General features: G+C 65.6%; 25 protein-coding genes and 2 pseudogenes. 13 read left to right on the top strand and 14 right to left on the bottom strand.

Annotated elements, in window-relative coordinates; all coding sequences use genetic code 11:
* Positions 1 to 10: 10 nt before the first annotated feature.
* Positions 11 to 1002: pseudogene (locus tag EOHIBHHM_RS21360) on the bottom strand (oxidoreductase).
* Positions 1003 to 1152: 150 nt separating this feature from the next.
* On the opposite strand from EOHIBHHM_RS21360, the gene EOHIBHHM_RS21365 reads away from it, so the two are divergent.
* From EOHIBHHM_RS21365 to EOHIBHHM_RS21390, 6 genes and pseudogenes are all read left to right on the top strand, one after another.
* Complete coding sequence (locus tag EOHIBHHM_RS21365; protein ID WP_497258072.1) at positions 1153 to 1404, top strand: hypothetical protein; 252 nt, start codon at positions 1153 to 1155, stop codon at positions 1402 to 1404.
* Between the two features lie 75 nt (positions 1405 to 1479).
* Positions 1480 to 2286, top strand: coding sequence for an inositol monophosphatase family protein (locus EOHIBHHM_RS21370; protein ID WP_497258074.1), 807 nt, complete (start codon positions 1480 to 1482; stop codon positions 2284 to 2286).
* Between the two features lie 283 nt (positions 2287 to 2569).
* Positions 2570 to 3568, top strand: a complete 999-nt coding sequence (locus EOHIBHHM_RS21375) for an IS110 family RNA-guided transposase (RefSeq protein ID WP_497251491.1) — start codon at positions 2570 to 2572, stop codon at positions 3566 to 3568.
* 333 nt (positions 3569 to 3901) lie between these two features.
* A pseudogene (locus tag EOHIBHHM_RS21380) lies at positions 3902 to 4183 on the top strand (toxin-antitoxin system TumE family protein).
* The gene (locus EOHIBHHM_RS21385; protein ID WP_497258076.1) at positions 4180 to 4611 is read left to right on the top strand and encodes an HVO_A0114 family putative DNA-binding protein; all 432 of its coding nucleotides are present in this window, start codon (positions 4180 to 4182) and stop codon (positions 4609 to 4611) included. The pseudogene EOHIBHHM_RS21380 and the gene EOHIBHHM_RS21385 overlap by 4 nt, the downstream one beginning before the upstream one ends.
* Before the next feature lie 199 nt (positions 4612 to 4810).
* Positions 4811 to 5266 (top strand): hypothetical protein, encoded by a 456-nt coding sequence (locus EOHIBHHM_RS21390; protein ID WP_497258078.1) that lies wholly within the window; start codon positions 4811 to 4813, stop codon positions 5264 to 5266.
* Positions 5267 to 5403: 137 nt separating this feature from the next.
* Here EOHIBHHM_RS21390 and EOHIBHHM_RS21395 read toward each other — a convergent pair whose 3' ends face one another.
* The gene (locus EOHIBHHM_RS21395; protein ID WP_497258080.1) at positions 5404 to 6177 is read right to left on the bottom strand and encodes a competence/damage-inducible protein A; all 774 of its coding nucleotides are present in this window, start codon (positions 6175 to 6177) and stop codon (positions 5404 to 5406) included.
* 124 nt (positions 6178 to 6301) lie between these two features.
* On the opposite strand from EOHIBHHM_RS21395, the gene EOHIBHHM_RS21400 reads away from it, so the two are divergent.
* Positions 6302 to 6508, top strand: a complete 207-nt coding sequence (locus EOHIBHHM_RS21400; protein WP_497258082.1) for a hypothetical protein — start codon at positions 6302 to 6304, stop codon at positions 6506 to 6508.
* A gap of 44 nt (positions 6509 to 6552) precedes the next feature.
* Here EOHIBHHM_RS21400 and EOHIBHHM_RS21405 read toward each other — a convergent pair whose 3' ends face one another.
* Both EOHIBHHM_RS21405 and EOHIBHHM_RS21410 read right to left on the bottom strand, forming a co-directional pair.
* Positions 6553 to 6708 (bottom strand): DUF7563 family protein, encoded by a 156-nt coding sequence (locus EOHIBHHM_RS21405; protein WP_497258084.1) that lies wholly within the window; start codon positions 6706 to 6708, stop codon positions 6553 to 6555.
* A gap of 101 nt (positions 6709 to 6809) precedes the next feature.
* Positions 6810 to 7235 carry a helix-turn-helix domain-containing protein gene (locus EOHIBHHM_RS21410; RefSeq protein ID WP_497258086.1) on the bottom strand — a complete coding sequence of 142 codons (426 nt, stop codon included), beginning with the start codon at positions 7233 to 7235 and terminating at the stop codon, positions 6810 to 6812.
* Between the two features lie 100 nt (positions 7236 to 7335).
* Between EOHIBHHM_RS21410 and EOHIBHHM_RS21415 the strand changes: the two genes are divergently transcribed.
* Positions 7336 to 7458: a hypothetical protein gene (locus tag EOHIBHHM_RS21415; protein WP_280141216.1), complete on the top strand. Its 123-nt coding sequence runs from the start codon at positions 7336 to 7338 to the stop codon at positions 7456 to 7458.
* Positions 7459 to 7679: 221 nt separating this feature from the next.
* On the opposite strand, the gene EOHIBHHM_RS21420 is transcribed toward EOHIBHHM_RS21415, so the two are convergent.
* The 4 genes from EOHIBHHM_RS21420 to EOHIBHHM_RS21435 all read right to left on the bottom strand — a co-directional run bounded on the left by EOHIBHHM_RS21420 (position 7680) and on the right by EOHIBHHM_RS21435 (position 11938).
* Entirely contained in the window at positions 7680 to 8147 is a 468-nt protein-coding gene (locus EOHIBHHM_RS21420) for a DUF7575 domain-containing protein (RefSeq protein WP_497258088.1), read from the bottom strand.
* Between the two features lie 139 nt (positions 8148 to 8286).
* Entirely contained in the window at positions 8287 to 8820 is a 534-nt protein-coding gene (msrA, locus tag EOHIBHHM_RS21425) for a peptide-methionine (S)-S-oxide reductase MsrA (protein ID WP_497258090.1), read from the bottom strand.
* Positions 8821 to 8903: 83 nt separating this feature from the next.
* Positions 8904 to 10760 (bottom strand): formate/nitrite transporter family protein, encoded by a 1857-nt coding sequence (locus tag EOHIBHHM_RS21430; protein WP_497258092.1) that lies wholly within the window; start codon positions 10758 to 10760, stop codon positions 8904 to 8906.
* Positions 10761 to 10873: 113 nt separating this feature from the next.
* Positions 10874 to 11938, bottom strand: coding sequence for a D-glucuronyl C5-epimerase family protein (locus EOHIBHHM_RS21435; protein ID WP_497258094.1), 1065 nt, complete (start codon positions 11936 to 11938; stop codon positions 10874 to 10876).
* Positions 11939 to 12132: 194 nt separating this feature from the next.
* Between EOHIBHHM_RS21435 and EOHIBHHM_RS21440 the strand changes: the two genes are divergently transcribed.
* On the top strand, positions 12133 to 12525 hold the full coding sequence (locus EOHIBHHM_RS21440; protein ID WP_497258096.1) for a universal stress protein: 393 nt from the start codon (positions 12133 to 12135) through the stop codon (positions 12523 to 12525).
* 196 nt (positions 12526 to 12721) lie between these two features.
* Complete coding sequence (locus tag EOHIBHHM_RS21445; RefSeq protein WP_497258098.1) at positions 12722 to 13855, top strand: acyltransferase; 1134 nt, start codon at positions 12722 to 12724, stop codon at positions 13853 to 13855.
* A 308-nt stretch (positions 13856 to 14163) separates the two neighbouring features.
* Here EOHIBHHM_RS21445 and EOHIBHHM_RS21450 read toward each other — a convergent pair whose 3' ends face one another.
* The 6 genes from EOHIBHHM_RS21450 to EOHIBHHM_RS21475 all read right to left on the bottom strand — a co-directional run bounded on the left by EOHIBHHM_RS21450 (position 14164) and on the right by EOHIBHHM_RS21475 (position 17262).
* Positions 14164 to 15132: an aldo/keto reductase gene (locus EOHIBHHM_RS21450; RefSeq protein ID WP_497258100.1), complete on the bottom strand. Its 969-nt coding sequence runs from the start codon at positions 15130 to 15132 to the stop codon at positions 14164 to 14166.
* Between the two features lie 142 nt (positions 15133 to 15274).
* Positions 15275 to 15604: a hypothetical protein gene (locus EOHIBHHM_RS21455; protein WP_497258102.1), complete on the bottom strand. Its 330-nt coding sequence runs from the start codon at positions 15602 to 15604 to the stop codon at positions 15275 to 15277.
* Positions 15605 to 15644: 40 nt separating this feature from the next.
* Positions 15645 to 15815 carry a DUF8143 family protein gene (locus tag EOHIBHHM_RS21460; protein ID WP_497258104.1) on the bottom strand — a complete coding sequence of 57 codons (171 nt, stop codon included), beginning with the start codon at positions 15813 to 15815 and terminating at the stop codon, positions 15645 to 15647.
* A gap of 47 nt (positions 15816 to 15862) precedes the next feature.
* Positions 15863 to 16102, bottom strand: a complete 240-nt coding sequence (locus EOHIBHHM_RS21465; protein ID WP_497258106.1) for a hypothetical protein — start codon at positions 16100 to 16102, stop codon at positions 15863 to 15865.
* 19 nt (positions 16103 to 16121) lie between these two features.
* Complete coding sequence (locus EOHIBHHM_RS21470; RefSeq protein WP_497258108.1) at positions 16122 to 17075, bottom strand: M48 family metallopeptidase; 954 nt, start codon at positions 17073 to 17075, stop codon at positions 16122 to 16124.
* A 49-nt stretch (positions 17076 to 17124) separates the two neighbouring features.
* Positions 17125 to 17262 (bottom strand): hypothetical protein, encoded by a 138-nt coding sequence (locus EOHIBHHM_RS21475; protein ID WP_497258110.1) that lies wholly within the window; start codon positions 17260 to 17262, stop codon positions 17125 to 17127.
* Between the two features lie 137 nt (positions 17263 to 17399).
* Between EOHIBHHM_RS21475 and EOHIBHHM_RS21480 the strand changes: the two genes are divergently transcribed.
* From EOHIBHHM_RS21480 to EOHIBHHM_RS21490, 3 genes are all read left to right on the top strand, one after another.
* Positions 17400 to 18248 carry an aldo/keto reductase gene (locus EOHIBHHM_RS21480; RefSeq protein WP_497258112.1) on the top strand — a complete coding sequence of 283 codons (849 nt, stop codon included), beginning with the start codon at positions 17400 to 17402 and terminating at the stop codon, positions 18246 to 18248.
* 86 nt (positions 18249 to 18334) lie between these two features.
* Entirely contained in the window at positions 18335 to 18790 is a 456-nt protein-coding gene (locus tag EOHIBHHM_RS21485) for a YbhB/YbcL family Raf kinase inhibitor-like protein (RefSeq protein ID WP_497258114.1), read from the top strand.
* A gap of 58 nt (positions 18791 to 18848) precedes the next feature.
* Complete coding sequence (locus EOHIBHHM_RS21490; RefSeq protein ID WP_497258116.1) at positions 18849 to 19838, top strand: sodium:calcium antiporter; 990 nt, start codon at positions 18849 to 18851, stop codon at positions 19836 to 19838.
* Positions 19839 to 19846 lie beyond the last annotated feature (8 nt).

The raw sequence follows: 19846 nt of genomic DNA on the forward strand, positions 1-19846 counted from the left end.
TCGGTGCTTGTCAGTCCGCCGTCGGCGTCGTCCGGCCGTTCGGCAACGCGCCGAAGTCGTAGCTGACGTCGGTCAGAGTCAGATCCTCTGAGACGGCCCACAGCTCGTCGGCGAGCTGCATGTCGTAGGAGGTGTCGTTCGAGGTCACCTTCTCCGGGTAGCCGCGCATCTCGCCGAGACCGTCCGGGCCGACGTAGTCGCCGCCGCGGACGTCCTCAGCGGTGGCAGCGTAGAGGATGGGCAGCGCGCCCTTCTCCGCCGATTGCGCGACCACGTCGTTCGTGAGCGCCATGAGTCGCTGCCGGAGGTCCGCTCCCTCCATCTCCGGGCCGCGAATCTGGAGGTTCGTCGCGGCGTACCCCGGGTGGGCGGCGACGCTCGTCACGTCGACGTCGGCGACGGCGAGGCGGCGGTCGAGTTCGTAGGCGAACAGCAGGTTCGCGAGTTTGCTCTGGCCGTACGCCTCCCACTTACTGTAGGAGCGCTGGTGGTGGAGGTCGTCGAGGTCGATCTCCCCCATGCGGTGTGCGCCGCTGGAGGTGGTGACGACGCGCGTCTCGCCTGACGTCGCCGCGAGCGTCGGAGCAACTGGCCGGTGAGCGCGAAGTGGCCGAGGTGATTGACGCCGAACTGGAGTTCGAAGCCGTCCGTCGTCGTCCGGTAGGGGGTCGCCATCACGCCCGCGTTGTTGCAGAGGACGTCGAGTTCGTCGTAGTCGTCGGTGAACGCCTCGGCGAACGAGCGAACGGCGTCAAGGTCGGCGAGGTCGAGTTCGCGGACGTCGAGGGAGGCGTCGGGGTGGTCGTCCAGAATCTCCTCTCGGGCGTCGTCGCCGCGCGACGTGCTCCGACAGGCGAGGACGACGTGCGCGCCCTTCCCCGCGAACGCCCGACTCGCCTCGAGGCCGAGGCCGCTGTTGGCTCCGGTGACGACGACGGTCTTCCCGGAACAGTCCGGCCTCGCGTCGACGGTCCACGGCGACTTGCGTGACTGAGAGAACACAGTGCGGGTAGGGGGCGGAGCCTCTTGGGCGCTCTGGCGGCGCGCGCGAGGGTCGACGGCGGCGGCGGTCGCACGGGCGACGGCGCTCGGCCCGCGCGTCGGTGACCGCCGACCGCAAGAGGCATTGTGACCGGCCGACGACAGCCGGCGATGACCTCCCGTCACGGTCGGAACGAATCGGCGGCGGTTCGACTCGTCGGCACCGGTCTCCTCACCGCGCTGACGCTGCTCGGCGGCGTCGCCGTCGGCGGCTGGCTCGCGTTCGAGACGCCCCACTGGCGCGCGTTCAAGGCGTTCGTCGAGGGGCTGTCGGTGCTGTCGGCGCTCCATCTCGGTCTCCTCCTGGTGGTCGTCGGCGTCGCCGCGAAGGCGGCGCTCGTGGCCGTCTCGACGCGCCAGTGAGCGGCGGCGTGCGCATCAGAGCAACAATCGGCGTCGGCACCGCCGCTTTTGTCGGAGAGGGCCGTCCCCCCGTACATGGAGACGGAGAACTCCGAACTGGTGGCCGAGCGCGCGGCGAACGCCGGCGCGGACGTGGCGCTGTCGCTGTTCAGGACGTCCCTCTCGGTCGAGGAGAAGACCTCGCAGGTCGACGTCGTCACGGAGGCCGACCGCGCCGCACAGGAACGCGCGATCGAGATCATCCGCGAGGCCGACCCCGAGGCCGCCGTCGTCGCCGAGGAGGACGACGCACGGAAGACGCTCCCCGAGACGGGGCGGGCGTGGATCGTCGACCCGATCGACGGGACGACCAACTTCGTCCACGAGAGTCGCGTCTGGGCGACGAGCGTCGCACTCGTCGACGACGGGACGGCGGTCGCCGCCGCCAACGTCGCCCCCGCGCTCGACGACCGCTACGTCGTCCGCAACGGGGCGGTGACGCGCAACGACGACCCGGTCGCGACCAGCGCGACCGACGACCTCTCGGGGTTCGTCGTCGCGTCGACGCTCCGGCTGGGAGCGGGCGACGGCCGGGCGACCGCCGCGCTCTCGCGACTCGCCGTCGAGCGGTTCGGCGAGTTCCGACGCGTCGGCTCCGCGCAGGTGACGCTGTCGATGGTCGCCAGCGGCGAACTCGACGCCGCCGTCTCGACCGCCGAGGGGCCGAACGCCTGGGATACGGTCGCCGGCATCCACCAGATCCGGTGTGCTGGCGGCACCGTCACCGACCTCGCGGGCGACCCGTGGCGACCCACCTCGGAAGGGCTCGTCGCGTCGAACGGCGAAGCCCACGAGGAGTTGCTCGCGGCGGTTCACGACGCGCTCGACGGTCGGAGGGAGTAGCGGAACTCTTCGTACGTCTCGACGTTGCATGTCTCTTAGCTGTTGAAATCGGCGTGCTGACTCGATGGAAATTCTGCTACCCATAGAGCGCGTGAACAAAGTATGGGGCGCAAGAGACCGAGCTGAGTTCCGTGCCCGAGAGCACGTCGTGCTGACTGGTCCGAGTGCGCAGGAAGCCGAGACTTGGGCGAGACAGCCCGGATGCCGCTCGGCGGCATCCGGGAAAGCCCGCATAGGTGAATTTCTGTTCACGCACCGGCGTCCCATCCCGGAGGAACAAACCATGTACCTCGGAATCGACTTACACAAGCGGTACGCGCAAGTGGCAGTAATCGATCAGGCTGGTGAGCTTGTCGAAGAGGTTCGCGTCAAAAACGCGAACCTCGACGACCTCGCCCAGCGCTACGCTGGAGCCACAGCAGCGATCGAGGCAACCAGCAATTACTACCACGTCCATGATACTCTTTCAGAGTACTTGGACGTGGTTGTCGCCAACCCTGGCAAACTGAAGCTCATCGCTCACTCAGACAAGAAAACCGACCGCGTTGATGCGAAACAGCTCGCGCGGATGGTTCGGCTCAACTCCATCCCCGAGAGTTACGTCCCTACCGATGAGGTTCGGAAAGCCCGCGCACTCGTGCGCGGGCGACAGAAGTTGGTCGAAAACCGAACCAGCTACGCGAACAAAGTTCACGGGTTGCTTTCTGAGCACGGCATCACTGAAGACGTGAAACCGCTGAGTGTAGAGGGGCGAGAGTTCCTGCGGGAACTCTCGCTCCCGGCACCGTGGAACTCGTTGTTAGACTCCTACGCGACGATAATCGAGACGCTCACCGCTGAAATCGAGTCGCTCGAAATGGAGATCGAGGAACGCGCTGGGTCTCTGAAGGAGACCCAGCTGCTGATGACGATTCCTGGTGTCAGCTACTACTCAGCGTTGACGATCTACGCTGAACTCGGCGAGATCGAGCGGTTCGACGAGGACAAACAAGTCGTGAGTTACGTGGGATTGAACCCGGTGATCCGCGAGTCTGGCGACTCGCGGTTCGAGGGTGGCATCTCGAAACGAGGATCAGGACGGGTACGATGGATCCTCGTCCAGTGTACGTACGTCGCAGTTCACACCTGTAACGACGAGTACTTGCGTCGGTTCTACGACCGCTTGGCAAGTCGCAAGAGTTCCAAGAAAGCAATCGTGGCAACCGCGCGGAAGCTACTGGTATCGATTTACCACATGCTTGACCGGGAGGAAGTCTACGACCCACCGGGGGTGAGCGCCTGAGAAAGGGAACCTGAGGGACGCCGGTCCGGCGTCCCTCAGTGGCCGGGTGGAGCCAGCGTGAGCGACAGCTATAGCGGAACTCGTTCCGACCGCCTACCGGTTGTGGAGGTCTCAATCACCACGCAGCCTAGTGGTTTCGCGCCGTTGAAGAGCGAGAGACGTGAGATCGTGCGAACAACTTTATCGCCAGCGGTGGTTAGTTGAGCCAGCAGAATTTCCATAGGTGAACTCAGCGCGTGAGTCGGTCAGAAGTTGCAGAGTAATTTCCCACTCTTTGATGGGCTATGTCCCATATACTCATTGTGATGGGATCTATACCATAGAGAGAGAGGAATGACGTTCGAGGTTATCGAGAACACCGAAGACAGGACAGGCGAGACGGTTATCCGGCGGAAAATCTATCGAACTGACGACCCTTAGTATCCGAGCGGGTACCGATACGCGCTTCACTACGGCTTTCTCGATGGCCAAGGCGTCATTCTCCGTTACGACAACGAGAACCGAACTCCCGGACGCCACGAACGACACAGACCCGATGGCATCGAAGAAATCGAGTTCCCCGGAATGATGGAACTCCGTGACCGATTCCTAAACGAAATCCAAGACCTTCCATGACCGCAAACACACTCAAAATCACGTACGGACAACGCGAGAATAACCAGCGAGCTGCTCGCGAGCGACTCCGTCGGGCGGAGTCTGGAGAAGAGTTCGAAGAACAAGAGGCAGCGTTCGTCCTCAACTTCGAGGATCTCGACGACGTCGAACGACTCATGCGTCGGTTGAATCTCCAGCTCCTGGACATCGTCGCTAGTGAGCGCCCAGAAAGTATCCGTGAGACTGCTCGACTTGCGAATCGTGATTACAAGGAGGTCCACCGGAATCTCAAGGAACTCGAAGCGCTCGGCGTCATTGAGTTCACCACAGATGGTAACAGTAAGCGCCCGATACTCCGCGATGGAACCGAGGCGATTGATCTCTCAATTACGTTCCCCATCGATACCGACACGTCAAATTCCAATTCTCGTCAAGAGAAGTCAGCGTGAGCAACAATACTGTCAAGACGTCGCTTAGAATGTCCGCTGACAATCAGGCTCGGATGAAACCCTCGATCGACGATAGTTCTTGGAAGCTATGCTGAATAGAGGGCGCAAGTCGGTCATACCAGATTTCAATTTTGGGTGTCTCAACACTCAAAAGTAGACTCACAATCGCTTAAATAGAAGCTCTGTTTACACGCATCTAATGGACGGCCTCCTCAACAGACGCCGGTTCGTCGGATTTTCGCGTCCCGTGACTGCGAGCGGATTGGTACTGTCAGTTCTGTTCTTTGCGACTGTCGCGTTCAATTTGTCACCCGCATTCTATCTGTTCGGACGGAGTGCGACGATCTACGTGGTTGTTTTTACTGCAACCCTTCTCGGCAGTGTCGTTGCATATCTGAATGGGGGCTTGATTGCGACGTGGTCACTGGTGTTTGGAGCGTCGTTTCCCCACTATTTCAGCGCGTGTTCAGCTACGCTTGTAGCAGCTGGGAGAGGAGCAAGCACCAGTTATGTTTGCCCGATTGAGCTGCCTTGGTTCTTCGTCTTCTTTGAAGCACTCCCGATTACACTGCTCGTGACGTTTGGACTCGGAACCAGTGGCTACCTACTAGGCCGGGGACTCCGTGCCGTTACTGGCTCGGCGAAATCCGTGTAAACCGCTGAAGAAGGGCAGAGTTATTTTCTGTAGGCGAAGGCCAGTGCTGAATACATCCCTCTGAATGTTGCACGCCGTTTCTAACAGATGATCGAGATGATCGAAGTCAGATACACAGCCACTTCTGCGAACCCCGATCAGGAGTTCCGAGCGTCGCCACCGTCGAGGACGGCCGGGTCGTCGACGACGTCGGCGTTCTCTCGGAGCCACGCGGTCGCGTCGGCGAGCGTCGCCTCGTCGTCGGCGCTGAGTTTGACGCGGTTCGGCGTCGACCCGCTCGATGCGTAACTGCCGACGACGACGTCGAAGCGGTCGTGCAGGTCGGCGAAGAGGCCGGTCATCGCCCCCTCCGGCGCGGGCGTGTAGAACGTCTCGCTGACGAGGTCGCCGCCGAAGCGGTCGGCGACCCCCTCGAACATCGGTTTCAGTTCGTCGGGCGGGCCGGGGAAGACGTAGACGTCCTCGACGGCGCACCCGGGTGAGAGACCCGTCGGGTTGAGCAGCGGTTCGGCTCCGGCCGGCGTCGACGCCCACGATTCGACGTCGATGTCGAGGTCGTCGTACTCCGCGACCACGTCGGGGTTCGCCTCTGCGTAGGCGCGGGCCGTCTCGACGACGTCTGCTCGCACCTCCTCCTCGACGACGAGGTCGCGGTCGAAGGCGTCGGCGACGGCGGCCATCGTCACGTCGTCGTGGGTGCCGCCGAGACCGCCGCTGACGACGACGGCGTCGAACGCGGCGTGCCACTCGCGGACCGTCTCGGCGATGAGCGCGACGTCGTCCGGGACGGTGAGCATCCGCGTGACCGTCGCACCGCGGGCGGTGACCTGCCGGGCGAGCCACGAGGCGTTGGTGTTCTCGGTGTCGCCGGCGAGCAGTTCGTCGCCGACGGTCAGGATCGCGACTTCCATCGGCGAATCGAGGCGGTGGAGACGGGTAAATCCGCGGCTCGCGGCCGCCCTCGCCGACGTTCGAAAGGGTACTGAGTTCCGAGTTACAGAACTAATTACTTCGGTGAACTCGAAGGAGACGGCGATGTCCGAACGTACGCGTACGCCGCTCACGGAGCTCTCGGCCGTCGAGTACATCGAGCGTCTCCAGAACGACGCCGAGCTCGTCTGTACGGACGACGACTGTCTGAGCTACCCCCGTCGGATCAGCGTGGACCGTCCATACTCCGCGCGGCTGGCGCTCGAAGACCCGACCTGTTCGGAGTGCGGCAGCGGACTAGCGGTGAAGTGATCGGTGACGACGCGCCGAAGCGGTGGCGCGCTCGGAAGCGACCGTCAGGTCCCGGTAGAGCTCCGAGCGTCGCGGACGCTCGTCCCCTCCCGGATGCGGTCGCAGTTGGGACAGCAGCGGACCGAGTCCTGACTGGGGAGTGCGAAGACGCGGACGTACTGCTTTGTGACCGCCGATCCGCAGTTCTGACACTCTGGCATGAGAGACACAGGCACGGGGTGTGCTGTAGGCTTTTCCCTGCGTCGACGGGTTTCGACGGACGAACCACCGGCGGCGGACTGCAAAACTGCTTGGATGGTGCTCAGTCCCGGGCGTCGAACTCGCGCAGGAGTCGACGGACGTGGCCGGTGGAGTAGGAGACGCCGTACTCGCGTTCGATATGCGTCTGGACGAGCTCCGGGGTCCAGCTCTCGGCGTCGTACCCGCAGTCGGTCGGGTCGCCCACGACGTCGGTCCGGAGCGACTCGCGCGACTCGTCGGTGAGCCGGGGCGGCCGTCCCGGCCGCGGTTCGTCCTCGACGGCGTCCTCGATCGACTGTTCTTCGAACCGGTCGAGCCAGTAGTAGAGCGTCGACCGGGGGACGCCGTACCGCTCGGCGAGCACGGCGACGGAGACGCCGTCCTTGTAGTCGAGCGCGACCACCAACCGCTTGGCCGCCTTCGCGCTCTCGACGTCTGCGAGCGCGTCTCGAAGTGCGTCGGCGCTGACGTCGGCGAGTTTGTCCATGCGTTCCGTTCGTAGAGAGGTGTTTAGTTACTTGTGTTCGGCCGGTCGTTCCGTCGAGACAGAACGCGCCGTTATGTGGGTTGCGACCGTAGCACAAGATATGCATCTCCCGACCACACGGACGCCGGAAGGTGCCTTCGAGTACCTGCTGGCGTTCATCCTGACCGCGCTGGTGGTGATCTCGCTGTGGTTCCTCGCGGCGGGCCTCGTCCAGTTACCCTGACGGAGACGCGGCTATAGTAACGAGTGCACGTCATCACACACCCGACCGGCCGCTGTCGTGCGGTCGGGTGCGTGGACAGTTGCACGAGGTACTATAGTGTGAGTGCGACACCGGCAGGAGAGCGGGAGCGCCGAGAGAGCGACCGCGTTCGCGCTCGAACGTCGAGGTCGATCGGACCGCGTCGGAGTCGTAGTCTGCGTCGAAGTCGTTTCGGACCGTGTTCAGGCGTCGGTCGTCTCCTCGTCGGGACGCTGCAACCGCGTCGTACACCAGTGACAGAAGTCCAGTTCCGGGTCGACCTCCCGACCGCAGGCGGGACATTCGATTCCGGCCTCGGCGTCGTCTCCGGCGGCGACCGCCGCCTGCTCGGCACGGAACTGGGCGTTGTGGCGCCGGGCGACGAGGTAGGCGTCGACGATGCTCAGGACGCCGACGGCGAGTATCGGTGCGAGGGCGGCGAAGTCGGGGGTGGGGACGCTCGCCGCACTGCCGGTGGCGAAGAGCCCCTGTTCCCACGTCGCGTTCAGCGCCTCGAGCTCCTCGGGAGGGACGAAGACCGACGCGCCGACGACCAAGAAGAGCCAGCCAGCGGCTCGCGCCCAGCGACGCAGATAGAGGTGGCCCAACCCGACGACGGGGATTGCGAGGGCCACCGCGAGCCACGTGCGCTTCTCCTTGCGTTGTTCCATAGCAACAGTACTGTGTCGAACTGTAATCAGTCTTGAGTCTCACCGGGCCGACAGTCTCGCCGGACCGCGGGCGACTCCCGCACTCCGTCGACGAGGCACGCGACCGCGCCGACCGTCCACGGCCGCGTCGACGACTCGGCTACGCCTTCAGCTTCTCGCGGAACGTCTCGCGGACCTTCTCGACTTTGGGCTGGGCGTGCATCGAGCAGTACGCGTCGTTCGGGTTCTTCGCGAAGTAGTCCTGGTGTTTCTCCTCGGCGCGGTAGAACCGCTCGAGCGGTTCGATCTCGGTCACGACGTCGTCGTCGTACCCCCCTTCCTCGTCCAACGCCTCGACGTACGACTCCGCGAGGGCGCGCTGGTCGTCGTCGTGGTACAGCACGATCGAACGGTACTGCGTGCCGACGTCCGGTCCCTGACGGTTCAGCTGCGTCGGGTCGTGGATCGTGAAGAAGACCTCCAGCAGTTCGTCGTAGGCGATGACGTCCGGGTCGTACTCGATCTGCACCACCTCGGCGTGTCCGGTCGTGCCGGAGCAGACCTCCCGGTACGTTGGGTCGTCCGTGTGGCCGCCGGCGTAGCCCGACGTCACCGTCTCGACGCCGTCGAGTTCCTCGAACGCCGCTTCGATACACCAGAAGCAGCCGCCACCGAAGGTCGCCGTCTCGGTCATACCTCGGTCAAGGTGTCGGAGAAGTATGTACCTGCCGTCCGACGGGAGCGTCGGTCCCGGACGACTCGTCGCGGTCGCTCGGGCTACTCGTCTCGTCCGTCGTGCCGACTCCCGTGGGGGGCTCTCACCTTGCGCCGCTGTCCGCCGCCGAACAGCCGCTCGACGAGCGAGCGGTCGCTCGGACGTTCGGCCAACAGCACCGAGCAGTCGACCTCGTCGACGACGTTCAGGTGTAGCGAGTCCGAGACCAGCCGAGAGAGCAGTCCCTGTTCGGTCGCACCGAGGAGGACGACGGTGTTGTCGGCCGCCTCACGCTTTATCGCCCCTTCGACGTCGCCGGAGTCGTCGACGATCTGGGTCGCATCCGACAGGTCGTGGTCGACGGCCCAGTTCCGGAGGAAGCGCTCGCCCGTTTCGCGCTCGCTCGGGTCGTCGACGACGTGCATGAGCGAGATCTCGGAGCCGGCGACCGACCGGAACGTCCGTGCGACCTCGGCGCTCAGATCCGAGTCGGGACCGCCCGCCGTCGGCAAGAGCACCCGCGAGTAGTCGAGTCCGCGGTCCTTGACGACGAGGAAGTCGCAGGGGAGTCGGTTGGTCAGTTCGGCGATCGGTCGCTCTGCGCGGGCGGAGGCCCACAGTCCGTTCTCCTCCCAGTTCATCATCACGAGATCCGGCCGGGTTCGGTTCGCCCGGTCGAAGACGTCCTCGAAGGAGCGGTGCGTGACGATTGTCGACGTCTCGAACTTGACGTCGTACTGTGCGCCGATCTGGCTGATGTCGTCCAGTAGTCTGTTCGACTCCCGGACGATCTGGTCGCGCTGGGTTCGCTTGTCGCTCTTGCTGAGCTGCTGGGGTGCCTGAACGATGTGGACGACGTGGACGGTCCCCCGTTCGCGAGTGCTGGCGAGCGCACAGGCCATCTTGACGAGTTCCGATTCGGTTCGCGGGTTTGCGATGGGGACCAGTATCCGGTAGGAGTTGGGGTCCCGGACGAACTCCTCGACGGTGTCGACGAGCGGGACGTACGACCGACCCGCCAGCCCCCCGAGCAGCCACTCGCGGACCGAGAGCCGTCGGACGTTCTCGAAGCGGGCGGTCTCGAGTCGTTCCTCGGTGGTCTGATAGTAGTTGACGACAGTGACGAGGACGACACCACCGATCGTGTTGCCGAGCAACACCGGGAGGATGAAGTCGGTCATCGCCAACACGAAGCTCAGGTTGCCGACCAGCATCAGGTAGACCGCCTCTGTGAAGGAGACGACGACGTGAAAGAGGTTCCCCAGCGGCACCACGAGAAACGCCATGTAGACGATGAGCAGCCGCGAGACCGTGTCGCTGGCGGCGAAGTTCATCCAGACGACGCCGGCGACAACCAGCCCCGCGTAGGCCCCCTTGAAGAACAGCTCCCAGCGAGACGTCTCGTAGACGCCTTCGATGGCGAAGTCCGCCGCTACCGTCGCCGCCTCGGGAGAGAGTACGCCGCCGAACGCGAGGACGACCGCGCCGATCGCACCGCCGAGGAAGTTGCCGGCGAGGACGACCGCCCAGTGGCGGAGCAACGACGGAATCGACGCCAATCGTTCGAGCGTCAGCGCGACCGGCGGCAGCGTGTTCTCCGTGTAGAGTTGGTAGCCGCCGATGATGATGTAGACGAAGCCGATGGGGTACAGCAGCGTGGCGACGATGCTGCTGTCGGTCTTCGTGTACATCGACGCGTACACGACGAGCGTGATCGTGATGGCGAGTCCGCCAGCCAGTGCGCTGAAGAACAGTTCGCGCGTCCCCGAGGTGATCTCGTGATCGGCGTCGGCGACGATCCGACGAAACACCTCGTCGGAGGAGAACCGGTCGGGGACAGCCTCGTCCGACGTATGGGCGTCGTTCTCGGTGTGCTCCCGACCGTTCTGAGGTCGGGGCCGACTGTCGGGGTCAGACATTGTCGAGTCAATCACAGAGTGCGGTGAAGAATGTTGTTTTCGCACTCACGACTGCCGAGACTGCGGTGTCGGCAGGTTTCGCCGGTCCTCCCGCCGTCGAACGCGCCTCTCCGTCACTTGATCCCCGCCGACTCGGGGCTGTCCTCGTCGAAGGCGGCCTCCATCTCGGCGAAGTACGGGTCGCCGCTGATGCGGTAGAGTTCGCGGAGTTGGCGGATGTGGACGGCGTGGTAGTACTCGTTGCCCCGATAGCCGCGGTTGAGGCCGTACCAACTGACTTCGCCCGGGACGCGGAACTCCTCGACGTAGCGTTCGACCGTCGTGATGGCCGCCTCCAACAGCGCGCGACTCTCCTCGGTCTCCGTGAGCAGCCAGTACTCGTACAGCCCCCAGAGACCGACGTTGAACCCGTTGAGAACGTGCGTCGGCGGGTCGTGCGGGTACTCCTCGATCCAGTAGTAGCCGTCGTCGTCGACCATGACGGTCCACGGCTCCTCGCGGGGGCCGGTCCGAGTGAACGTCGCGAAGACGTCGTCGGCGACGTCCATGTACGCCTCGTCGCCGGTCTGCTCGTAGAGTCTGAGAAACGCCGACAGCGACGTCCCCTGCGCCATCCCCGAGAACCACGGCGGCGCGAAGTCCTCGCCGGAGCCGCCCTTGGCGAGCGTGTACGCGAAGTACGGGAGTCCGTCGACCATCGTCGCCGAGTCGAGGTAGGCGGCGGCGATCTCCTCGGCCCGGTCGAGGTAGGCCTCGCGGTCGATCTCGCGGTTGCAGTGGAGCAGCCGCATCACCATCCGCGAGGTCCGGATCGGCATGTGGCCGGTGTCGCCGTCGATGGTGGCCATCTGGAGATCGTCGATCTCGTCGAGTTCGGCGACGTTGTACGCACAGCGCGGCGGTTCGCGTCGGTCGAGGATGAACTGTGGGCGCTCCTCGTAGGCGACCCGCTGGAGGTCGTAGCGGTTCCGCTCGACGGGGTGGCCGTCGACCGTGAACGCGGCCTCGTCGGGCGACTCGGTCGTCGGTTCGGGCGAGTCCGTCGGCGGGGCGGTCGTCGTCGGAGACGCGGTCGCCGACGTCGTCGCCGTCGCCGTATCCGAGGGGGTCGCGGACTGCGTGCCGGTACAGCCTGCGACACCGGCGGAGAGCAACGCGACGAACGTGCGTCGGTCCATCGGTTTACGCCCCTCTGAGTGCGATTAGACGTCCGCGAAGCGAGTAGAAGCCCGGAAGAGACGGAGAGTAAGCTGACATTACTGGTAGAAACTGGTTTCTACGAAGACATGAACTTGACGGAACGACAACCGCTTCCGGCCACAGAGCGCTCGCCAGCGGGTACGCCTTTGTCGGTCGGGGTCGTAGGCGGGCCATGGCTCAGCAGACGGTTCTCCTCGCGGTCGACGACGACGACGCCCGAAGCGAGAAGCAGGCACGACTCGTGTGCGACCTCTTCGACCCCGACGACGTGCGCGCTGTCGTCCACCACAACTTCCCGATGGACGACACCGAGTCGACGCTCGACGACGTCTCCGCCGTCGGCACCGCCGAAGCGACCCTTCGAGAGGCGGGGTTCGAGGTCGAACGCTACGAGACGACCGGGAAGACGGGCGTCTCCATCGTCGACACCGCCGAGAAGTTCGACGCCGACGTCGTCTGTCTGTACGCGCGACGACGCAGTCCGACCGGGAAGGTGGTGTTCGGTAGCACCGCACAGGACGTCATCCTCAGCACCGACCGAGCGGTGTTGCTCGCGCCGAAGTAGTGACGGATTCCCCGCCCGTCTTCGGAACGCGGAGCGGTCTCACGGACGAGTCACAGCCCCCGCTCCGTCTCGGCGGAGCGACTCCGACCCTCTCCGTGACCCGTTAGCGCCCACCGCGCCGAACCGCGCCGAACCGCTCCGAACATCGCAGAGAGTTTAAGTAGCAGAGCGGAACCATCAGTACCTTCTGAACACGATGAGCGACAGAATACACAGCATAGATACGCTGCGCGCGATCGCGATCTTCTTCATCGTCGTCGCACACGTCCAGCCGTTTCGTGGCTTCGAAGCGTACGGGAACTACGTCTACTTCGTCTTGGACACCGTCGGTCAGTTCGACGTGCCGTTCTTCTTCGTCACGTCCGGCTACTTCTTCGCGAAGACGGTGAACCCCGACAACGTCAGGGCCGTCGTCGCCGGTGCTGCCGGAAAGCTCGGATCCATCTATCTGTTCGGGAGACTCCTCTCCCTGGCGACAGTGACGGGGATCGCGCTCCTCGCAGGCGTCCCCGTCGCGACTGCGGTGATCGACCGTGGTCTCGGCAACTTCAGCCTGCTCGGCTTCCTGTACTACGGAAGCGCGATGACCGTCCCACTGTGGTTTCTGACGGCGTTGTTCTTCTCGCTCGTCTTCGTGGCGTGTTTCGTCACGGTCGGCAAGACCCGCTATCTGCTGCCCGTCGCGGCGCTCGTCCACCTCGTCGGCGTCGTCGGAACGAGCTATCCGATGCTCGTCGACGTCCCGTTCCGGACGCGTGACGCCCTGTTCTTCGGGTTCTTCTACGTCGCGCTCGGATACACGATCAGCTCGGTGGACTGGACCCCCGACGAGGACCGGAGCCACCTCTACCTCGGAGCAGTCTGTCTCTTCGCAGGGGCCCAGCTCGTCGAACAGTACGTGCTCGGCTACGTCGTTCGCGACCACGTCCTCGGACAGGGAGTATACGTGACGGAGTACACGCTCTCGACGGTGTTCTTCGTGCTCGCTGTCTTCGCGTACGCCCTCTCGAACCCGGGATGGGGGAAGAACACGGTGCTCCCGAAAGTGGGACGACACGCCCTCGGAGTCTATCTGATCCACGTGCCGATGTTCCGTCTCATCCACGCGACGAGGCGGGTGTGGGGTCCGGCGATCGGGTTCGATCCGACGACGACGCTCTCGTGGCAACTGGTCGTGACGCCGCTCGTCTACGTGCTCTCGCTGGGGGGCTATCTCCTCATGGCGAAGCTGCACATCGTCGAGATCGAGGGGAGTCACACGCCGTGGCTGACTCGTCTCCGGTCGTACGTCGTGGGCGCGGCGCGAGACGGGCGTTCGAGCGACGGCTGATCCCTCGTCGCTTCGAGCGGGAGTCGTCGGTACAGAAGCCTCTCTCCACACGTTGGGGGGTCGTTTCGCGAGACACAGTAAGTGAGTAGTCGCTCGTCCGGTGAGTTGCGGGTCTCAGCGAAGAGACGTCCTGTGGGAGGACGTCTCGTCACCGGAATGCCGCAATTTGCGTACCAAAACTCCGAACGGCGACCTGTCCGTCGAAACAGGACCTGAACGGGCAAATTGCATCTGTACCAACGAACGGGTCACCTGTACCAGTGGTGCCTAACTGTATAGGCCGGCGGACCGAAGCGCGCGTCTCGTGCTCACTCGTGGCCGGAGATCGGGACCGGTTCGTACGGCTCTTCGAGGTACTCGATCTCGCTGTCGCGCAGGTCGACGTCGAACGCCTCGACGGCCGCCTCCAGATGCTCGACACTCGACGTACCGAGGATGGGTGTCGTGACGACGTCCTTGTGCAGCAGCCACGCCATCGACAGCTGCGCCATCGAGACCCCCTTCTCGTCGGCCAGCTCCTGCACGCGTTCGTTGATCTCGACGCCGCCGCCCTGCTTGTACGGGCGTCCGAGGTCGTCCTCGTGTTCGCCGCGGGTGGTCGCGTCGAACTCCTCGTGAGGGCGCGTGAGGTAGCCCGCGCCGAGCGGCGACCACGGCACGACGCCGACGTCCTCCTTCGCACAGAGCGGCAGCATCTCGCGTTCCTCCTCGCGGTAGGCGAGGTTGTAGAGGTTTTGCATCGTCCGGAACCGTTCGAGACCGAGGCGGTCGGCCGTGTGGAGCGCCTCGGCGAACTGGTGGGCCCACATCGACGACGCGCCGAGGTAGCGGACCTTCCCGCGGCGGACGGCGTCGTCGAGCGCCCGGAGCGTCTGCTCGATGGGGGTGTCGTAGTCCCAGCGGTGGATCTGATAGAGGTCGACGGTGTCCATCCCCAGTCTGTCGAGAGAGTTGTCCAGCTCCTGCTCGATGGTCTTCCGCGAGAGCCCCTCGGCGTTCTCGTGTTCGGTCGGCCCGGGGAACCGCACCTTCGTGGCGACGACCAGTTCGTCGCGGTCGTACTCGGCGAGCACGTCGCCGAGGATCGACTCGCTCTCGCCCGCGGAGTAGACGTTGGCGGTGTCGAAGAAGTTGATCCCCAACTCGATGGCTCGTTCGACGAGTTCCTCACCCTCCTCGCGGTCGAGCATCCAGTCGTGGCTGCTCCCGAAGCTCATACAGCCGAGACAGAGGCGACTGACGGTCGTCCCCGTGTCACCGAGTGTCGTGTACTCCATGCGTGGGGGTTCTGGAGTGAGCCGTAAGTGCGTTCGCCTCGGGGAAAACCGCTCACGGCGCGGACGGTGCGGCGTCGGCGCGGCCGCTGACGACGTGGGCGGCAGCAGTCGACCCGTGGCAGGCGAGGACGAGGCGCGGCGGCTACTCGAACGTCTCCAGCGACCCTTCGGCGCGTTCGTCGAGCGCCGAGAGCACCCGCGGGGAGGTCTCCTCGCGCAGCTGGACGAGGTTGTCGAGCGCCATCCGGAACGTCTCCTCCTGTTCGCTCGTGGTGCCCGACTGGAGGGCGTCCTGGATGACGAGCGACTCCTCGCGGAACGCCGTCGCGAGCGCGTCGAACTCGCGGCTCCGCGGATGTTCCGCCTCGTCGGCGAGCGTCGTCGCCAACCCCGCCAGCGTCTCCAGATTGGCCGACAGCACACTGAGCCGCGTGCGGGCGTCCATCTGCCACGTATCGGTGTCGTCGGTCACACGCTACTGTAGTGGCTCCAGCGTCTTGTCGTTTTGCAGGTCAGTCCCGTTCGTCGGCGTCGTCGACGTCCCGTCTGGCGACTCGCTCGGCCGCCGTGCGGTCCATCACCGGGAGGTCGTCCGTCTCCGCGGAGACGAGCACGTACAGGACGAACGGGGCGGCGAGGGCGAGCAGGAACACGAGGAGGGCGAATCCGAACTCGGCGACCATACGTAAAGCGACGGGCGGTCGGAAGAAAACGGTTCGCCCCCGAGACGTCAGCGGACGACGCTCCGGAGTTCGCCGAGGTCGAGCCCGTCGGCAGTGACCCGGAACGCGTCGTCGCGCAGCGCGACGGTGTAGAGGCTCTCGCCGTCGTCGAGCAGGTACGGCGGCTGGACCTTCACGACCGTCGCGTCCACGTCCTCGCGCTCGTCGGGGCGAGCGACCGGTTTGACGATGAGCGACACCTGCTCGCCGAGTCGGAGCCCGTCGAGCGCGGCTTCGACGTCTCTCATAGGCTCGCTCTCGCCCGGGTCACCGAATAGGTATCGTCGTCGCGTCCCGACGCCGACGTTCGGCGCGCTCGACGAGTCGCTGGACGCGCTCGTCCATCGGCGGATGCGTCGACAGCAGCCGCCCGAGCGGGCTCTCCTCGGGGCCGTAGATGGTCAGCGGCGAGCGGAGCCCCCACGTCGGCTGCGAGGCGCGTTCGATGCGGCGGAGCGCTCGCGCCAGCGCCAGCGGGTCGCCGGTGACCTCGACGGCGCGGTCGTCGGCGGCGATCTCCCGCCGACGCGAGTGAGCGCGGACGAGCAACGTCAGCCCGACGAACAACAGGGCGACGGCCTGACCGAGACGTTCGCGGAGGCGACCGAACGGGGAGGCGTTCCACTCCGCCGGCCGGCCGTTCAGCCAACCGAACGCCCGGCCGAGTCCGGTGACGACGAGGACGAACGGCACCGCGACGACGAGCACGAGTCCGACGAGGGTCCGCAGCGCGCTGTAGGCGAGCGTCTGGACGAGACCGTCGTGGCTCTCCAGGTGGGCGAGTTCGTGGGCGACGATCGCCTCGAACTCGGCAGGCGTCAACAGCCACAGCAGCGACCGGTCGAAGACGATCGCCCCCCCGCGGGCGGTGCCGAGCGCCATCGCGTTCGGCAGCCGCATCCGCGCGACGAACACCGTCGGCGGCGCGACGTCCATCTCCGCACACAGGTGGTCGAGACGCCGGTAGAGTCCGGCACCGTACTCACGGTCGAGTTCGACGGCGTCCATCGAGTCGAGCATCTGGGCCGTCCCGAAGCGGTAGCTGAAGAATCCGAACAGGAGGGTCAGAACGGCGACGAGCAGCACCGTCGTCGTCAGGTCGCCGCGCGAGGAGAACACCGTCGCGAGGGCGAGAAAGACGACGGCGGCGACGCCGAGATAGAGCACGAGGAGCGACAGCCCGACCGCGGCCATCAGGAGGCGGAGTCCGAGTCGGCGCATGGCCGCCGGTAGGGGCGGCGGCGGCAAACCGCTACTGGTCGCGGCGGGTTCAGAGGTCGTAATGGTCGAGAAAGACGTCGATGATCTCGCTCTTCCGGTGGTGTTCGTGGAGATGCTCACGGAGGTGGTTTCGACCATCGCACTCGTGGTCACAGAGCGGGCAGTTGCACTGCATATCTGTCGACATGACTGTCGAGAGGAGTTCCACGGGGAAAACCGCACCGCCGAAGGCAGACGTCCACGACGGACGAGACGTCGAGTCGATCTCTCGAACCGATTTCCCCTGCCCAAAGAGGTTACTGTCACTCGACCGACGGAGGGAGTATGACAGTCAGAAACGAGAGCGACGTGTTCCACCTCGACGGCGAGACGCCGATCCACCGGCTCGGCTACGGCGCGATGCGGCTCACCGGCGACGACATCGTCGGCGAACCGGACGACCCGGAGAACGCCCGCAAGGTGCTGCACACCGCGCTAGCACGCGGCGTCGACTTCGTCGACACCGCCGACTCCTACGGCCCCGCCGTCAGCGAGCGCCTCATCGGCGAGGCGCTCCACCCCTACCCCGAGGACCTCGTCGTCGCGACGAAGGGAGGGCTGCTCCGGAACGCCGACGGCGAGTGGCTGCCGAACGGCGACCCGGACTACCTTCGAAACGCCGTTCTCGGCAGTCTCGACCGCCTGCGCGTCGACACGATCGACCTCTACCAGCTCCACCGCCCGGACCCCGACACGCCGTTCGAGGACTCGGTGCACGCCCTCGCCGAACTGAAAGACGAGGGGATGATCGAACACGTCGGGCTGAGCAACGTCTCGGTCGACCAGCTCGACGAGGCGCGCGACGTCGTCGACGTCGCCACCGTCCAGAACGAGTACAACGTCGGCAACCGCGACTCCGAGGACGTGCTCGACGCCTGTGAGGAGTCCGACGTCGGCTTCATCCCCTGGTTCCCGCTCGGCGCGGGCGACCTCGGCGAGAAGGAGTCCGTCGTCGACGACGTCGCGGCGGCACACGACGCGACGCCCGAGCAGATCTCGCTGGCGTGGCTGCTGCAGCACTCGCCCGTGACGCTCCCGATTCCGGGGACGTCGAGCGTCGACCACCTCGAACAGAACGTCGCCGCCGCGAGCATCGAACTGACCGACGACGAGCTGTCGCGGCTGACCGAGTAGAACGACGAGTCGACGCGACGGCGTGCCGACGTGCCGACGCGCTACCTCCACAACGACTATTTTCGCGCCAACCGTTACCACACACGATGGCCTCCCTCCAGCTCACCAGTTCGGCGTTCGCGTCGGGCGAGCGGATCCCCGACGAGTACGGCTACCGCGAGCGGAACGTCAACCCGCCGCTGTCGGTGCGCGGCGTCCCCGACGGGACCGCCTCGCTGGCGCTCGTCGTCGACGACCCGGACGCGGTGGAGCCGGCCGGGAAAGTGTGGGACCACTGGGTCGTCTGGAACGTCGACCCCGAGACGGGCGAGATTCCCGAGGACTGGACGCCCACGGAGGCGGTCGAGGGCGAGAACTCCTACGGCGAACACGGCTACGGCGGTCCGAACCCGCCGGACCGCGAACACACCTACCGGTTCAGGCTGTACGCACTCGACGCGGAACTCGAACTCGCGGCGGGCGCGACGAAGGCCGACCTCGAACGGGCGATGGAGGGCCACGTCCTCGAGGAGACGCTGCTCGAGGGGACGTACGCCCCGTGAGTCGGCAGTCGCGGAGGCCGCAGTCCGGTGCGGGCGAGCGCGTCACGGTCGGCGGCCGGTGACCGCCGACGTCGGACTGCTCGCGCTGCTCGCAGTCGGTGCGGTGGCGCTCGTGGTGCTCGTCGAGAGCGCCGAGGTCGCCGTCGACCGGGCACTGTCGCTGGCGACGTACTACGACGTCCCGGACGTGGTCGTCGGCGTCACCGTCATCGCCGTCGGGACGAGCCTCCCGGAGATCGCCGCCCACGTCATCGCCTCGCTGGGCATCCTCGCGGGGACGCTCGACTACGGCGTGACGTCGGCGACCGTCCTCGGGGGGAACATGGGGTCGTCGACGGTCCAACAGACGCTGCTCGTGGGTGTGTTCCTCGTCGGGTTCGGCCACTACACGGTGACGGCGGCGTTTCTCCGGACGAGCTACCTCCCAATGCTCGGCGCGTTCGCGCTGACGTTCGCCGTCGCCGTCGACGGCACCGTCGGACGACTCGACGGCGTCGTCCTGCTCGTCGCCTTCGCGGGCTACACGTACCACGCGCTTCAACAGCGGGAGCGACGTCTCCGGCTGCCGGAGACCGAGAGCACGAACGTCCGACGCGACGTGCTCGTCGCGCTCGGGTCGCTGGTCGGCATCCTCGCGAGTAGCTACGTCGTGCTGCTCGTGGTGCAGGTCGTCGTCGACGAGCTCACACTCGGCGGGTCGATGCTCGGCGTCGTCACGCTGGGGCTGGCCGCGGCGCTCCCCGAACTGTCGACCGTCGTCGACGCCGTCAGGCGACGGGCCCCGAACGTCGCGCTCGGCACGCTCGTCGGGAGCAACGTCGTCAACCCGCTCGTCGGCATCGGTCTCGGCGGTATCATCTCGGGGTACGAGGTCCCCCGGTCGGTCGTCGTCTGGGATCTCCCCTTCAAGTTCGTCGTCGGGGTCGCGCTGCTCGCAGTCGTCCTCCGGCGCGACTCGCGGACGCTCCGCCGGCGCGACGGGGCGCTACTCGTCGTCGCCTACTTCGGCTACGTGACGGTCCGGTTGCTCCTGTTCGTCGGCGAGTAGCGGAGACG

This window comes from Halogranum roseipondis, from assembly GCF_059695585.1.